Raw genomic sequence first — 3951 nt, 5'->3', positions numbered from 1 at the left:
GGCTTGCTCGCGAAGGCGGTGTGTCATCCAACAAAGATGTTGTCTGACACCCCCTCTTCGCGAGCAAGCCCGCTCCCACAGGGTTCTCGGGCATACCACAAATCAGTGTAGGAGCTGAGCTTGCTCGCGAAAGCGGTGTGTCAGGCAATAAATGTATCGTCTGACCCTCCGCATTCGCGGGCAAGCCCGGCTCCCACAGGGTTCTCTGGCGCACACAAAATCCCGGGTACACCGCATATAAATGTGGGAGCGAGCCTGCTCGCGAAGGCGGTGTGTCAGGCAATAAATGTATCGTCTGACCCTCCGCATTCGCGAGCAGGCTCACTCCTACAGGGATCTCGGCTGTACACAAAATCCGGGGCGCACCTACGATCAATGTGGGAGCGGGCTTGCCCGCGAAAGCGGTGTGTCAGGCAACAAATGTGTCGACTGATCCTCCGCATTCGCGAGCAGGCTCACTCCTACAGGGATCTCGGCTGTACACAAAATCCGGGGCGCAACTGCGATCAATGTGGGAGCGGGCTTGCTCGCGAAGGCGGTGTGTCAGGCAATAAATGTATCGTCTGATCCACCGACTTCGCGAGCGAGCCCGCTACCACAGGTTTTTATGGTGGATGATCAGGTTGGGTAGTTGGCCCGCAGGGCTTCGAGGCCGCCCTGGTAGATGCCGGTGAACAGCGCCACCACTTCTTCATCGCTCACGCCTTTGGCGGTGAAGCGCCCTGACCACGTCACCCGTGCGCCCTGCCCTTGGGCTTCAACCTTGATTGTCGCCAGATAATCCGTTGCCGGAAACGGTGCCTGTTCAATCGAGTAACTGTAGGTCTTGGCGGCGTTATCGAACGCTTGGAGGCGCTCGATAACTACGGCGCCGTCAGCGGTTTGCAAGGTGCGAACACGGCCGCCGTCGCTCAGTTCACTCTTGGGAATGAACGGCAGCCAGTCCGGCAGCGTGTTGAAGCCGCCGATCAATTGCCAGACCTGATCGGCCGAGGCCGGGATGTCGATATGTGCAGATGCAGATGCCATGGATAAACGTCTCTCTCAAGAATTCAAATAGTCAGGCTGTCGACCACGCCGCCATCGACGCGCAACGCAGCGCCCGTGGTAGCCGAGGACAGCGGCGAAGCAATGTAAGTCACCAGATGCGCGACTTCTTCAACATCCGCAACACGCTGGATGATCGAGGTCGGGCGGGCCTTGAGCACAAAGGCGTCGGCCTCATCGCGCAAGTTGCGGCCAGACTTGGCGGCGGCATCCTTGAGCATGTCTTGCAGGCCATCGGTGAACGTCGGCCCCGGCAAAATCGCATTCACCGTGACACCAGTGCCCGCCAAGCGCTTGGCCAAACCGTGGGACACCGCGAGGTTGGCGCTTTTCGTCACGCCATAATTGATCATGTCGGCCGGCGTCGCCACTCCGGATTCCGAGGACAGAAAGATCACCCGTCCCCAGCCCTGCTCGACCATCGCCGGCACGTAATGCCGCGCCAGGCGCACACCGGAAATCACGTTGACCTCATAGAAACGCGTCCACTCGCTGTCCGGCGCTTCGAAAAAATCCACGGCGTCGAAGATGCCAAGGTTATTCACCAGAATGTCCGCGCGCGGTTCGGCGGCGAACAGTGTCTGCGCGCCCTCCGCCGTGCCGAGGTCGGCCGCCAGACCGCGCAATTGCGCGCCCGGCACTTTTTCTCGAATGCTCGCCAACGCCTGCTCGACCTTGCCGCTGTCGCGGCCGATCACCACCACCGTGGCGCCGGCTTCCGCCAGCGACTGGCTGATGCCCAGACCGATCCCAGCGGTGCTGCCGCTGACGATGGCCAGTTTTCCACTCAGATCAATCTTCATGCTTTCACCTCATCGATGGGTAATGGTGCACGTTCAGAAACCAGTTTTGCCTCACGCATGGCCTGCCAGAACCCGGCAGGAATCACCGCCGACAACGCCGCGACATCTTCAGCGATGCGGCCCGGTTTGCTCGCGCCGGGAATCACCGCAGCAACGGCAGGATTGGCCAACGAAAATTGCAGCGCGGCAGCTTTCACATCAACGTTGTAAGCGGCGGCGATGCGTTTGATCTGCTCAACTTTAGCGATCACTTCCGGGCTGGCCTTCTGGTATTCAAAGTGCGAACCACCGGCCAGAATGCCCGAGCTGTATGGGCCGCCGACGACGATTTCGACATTCTGTGCCAGCGCCGAGTCCATCAAACGTTGCAACGGACGTTCGTGATCAAGCAGCGTGTAACGCCCGGCTAGCAGAAAGCCATCCGGTTGCGCTTCAGTCAGATCGAGAGTCAATTCACACGGTTCGACTTTGTTCACGCCCAGACCCCAACCCTTGATCACGCCTTCTTCGCGCAAACGGGTCAGCACTTTGAACGCGCCAGTGCGGGCCTGATTGAAGTATTCCAGCCATTGATCGCCATAGAAGTCCTGAGCGATGTCGTGTACCCAGACGATGTCGAGGCGATCGGTTTGCAGGCGTTTGAGGCTGTCTTCGATCGAGCGCAGGGTCGCGTCGGCGCTGTAGTCATTGACGATTTTGTTCGGGCGACCGTGTTCGAACACGCCGCTTTTTTCGCCGAGATCGCGGGCTGCAGCGTCTTCGACTTCATCAAGAATCACCCGGCCAACCTTGCTGCTCAGCACGTAGTCGTCGCGCTTGTATTGCTTCAAGGCTTCGCCGAGGCGAATTTCCGACAGGCCCGAGCCGTAAAACGGTGCGGTGTCGAAGTAACGCACGCCGGCATCCCACGCAGCATGCACAGTGGCCTGCGCTTCTGCTTCGGGAATGGCGCGGAACATGTTGCCCAGTGGTGCGGTGCCGAAGCCCAGTTGGCCGGGCAGTTTGTCTTTCAAACTCATCGGATTGTCCTCATTCGTTGGTGGTCTGCGTGACCGTTGAGCAGATCCTAGATTGCGACACCGAGACCGTCCAAGACATAATGCGCAGCACTTGAGTCCCTATAGGTCTGACATGATCGACATCCGCCAATTGCGCTACTTCGTCGCCGTCGCCGAGGAAGAACACGTCGGCCGCGCCGCCGAACGGCTGCATATTTCCCAGTCGCCGCTGAGTCGGCAGATCGCGCAACTTGAAGAGCGCCTCGGCCTGACGCTGTTCGAACGCAGCCAGCAGCGCATTCGCCTGACCCGCGATGGCCAGACCTTTCTCGCCGAAACCCGCGCACTGCTCACGCACGCCAATCGCCTCGAATCCCTCGGTAAGCGCTTGGGTCGTGGCGAAGAAGGCGGTTTGTGCATCGGCTATATCGAGAACGCCATGCACGCCGGGGTTTTGCCCAATGCCTTGCGTGTGTTGCGGGTCGATCGGCCGAATGTTCACGTCGCGCTGTACAACTTGAGTTCCGCCGAGCAACTCGAAGGCCTGCGTCAGCGTAGTCTCGATATCGCATTGGTGGGTGAGCCGCCGACCGATGACGACCCGGATCTACTGGGTTTTCAGGTGCTGGATGACCCGATGCTGCTGGCGCTGCCGGAACAGCATCCGCTGGCGCAGCAGGCGGTGTTGAGCCCGCAGGATCTGGCGGATCAGGAATGGATCGGCGTGCAGCCACGGCAGGATGCGAGTGATGAGTTTGTCAGCGCCTGCATCCGCGCAGGGTTTACGCCGGACGTGCGCATGCAGGCGACTGAGCCGTTCACCGCGCTGGGGCTGGTGGCGTCGGGGCTGGGGATTGCGATGATTCAGAAAGGCCTGAGCCATAACGCACCGCCCGGAGTGGTGCTGCGTGAGGTGCCGTGGCTGGCGTTTACTACGCCGTTGTGGGCGGCGTGGCACCGGATTAATTTGCGGCCGTTGGTGGAAACCTTCCGCAAAGTCCTCACCGCCGCACAACCGATCCCTTGTGGGAGCGAGCCTGCTCGCGAAAGCGGTCTGCCAGTTACCGGCAATATTGACTGAACCACCGCATTCGCGAGCAGGC

General features: G+C 60.3%; 4 protein-coding genes. 1 reads left to right on the top strand and 3 read right to left on the bottom strand.

Annotated features, from left to right (window positions below):
* Window positions 1-618 precede the first annotated feature (618 nt).
* The 3 genes from QMX93_RS30110 to QMX93_RS30100 are packed head-to-tail and all read right to left on the bottom strand — an operon-like array spanning window position 619 to window position 2869.
* Entirely contained in the window at window positions 619-1029 is a 411-nt protein-coding gene (locus QMX93_RS30110) for an SRPBCC family protein (RefSeq protein ID WP_159814704.1), read from the bottom strand.
* Window positions 1030-1052: 23 nt separating this feature from the next.
* Window positions 1053-1850, bottom strand: a complete 798-nt coding sequence (locus tag QMX93_RS30105) for an SDR family oxidoreductase (RefSeq protein ID WP_282359222.1) — start codon at window positions 1848-1850, stop codon at window positions 1053-1055.
* Window positions 1847-2869, bottom strand: coding sequence for an aldo/keto reductase (locus QMX93_RS30100; protein WP_159814705.1), 1023 nt, complete (start codon window positions 2867-2869; stop codon window positions 1847-1849). The genes QMX93_RS30105 and QMX93_RS30100 overlap by 4 nt, the downstream gene beginning before the upstream one ends.
* 112 nt (window positions 2870-2981) lie before the next feature.
* On the opposite strand from QMX93_RS30100, the gene QMX93_RS30095 reads away from it, so the two are divergent.
* A complete protein-coding gene (locus QMX93_RS30095; protein WP_282359220.1) occupies window positions 2982-3929 on the top strand; it encodes a LysR substrate-binding domain-containing protein in 948 nt (315 codons plus the stop codon).
* Window positions 3930-3951: the final 22 nt, after the last annotated feature.

The sequence above is a fragment of the Pseudomonas sp. PS01303 genome (assembly GCF_029959385.1).
GTDB lineage: Bacteria > Pseudomonadota > Gammaproteobacteria > Pseudomonadales > Pseudomonadaceae > Aquipseudomonas > Aquipseudomonas rustica.
This window is presented reverse-complemented; position numbering and strand designations above follow the sequence as displayed.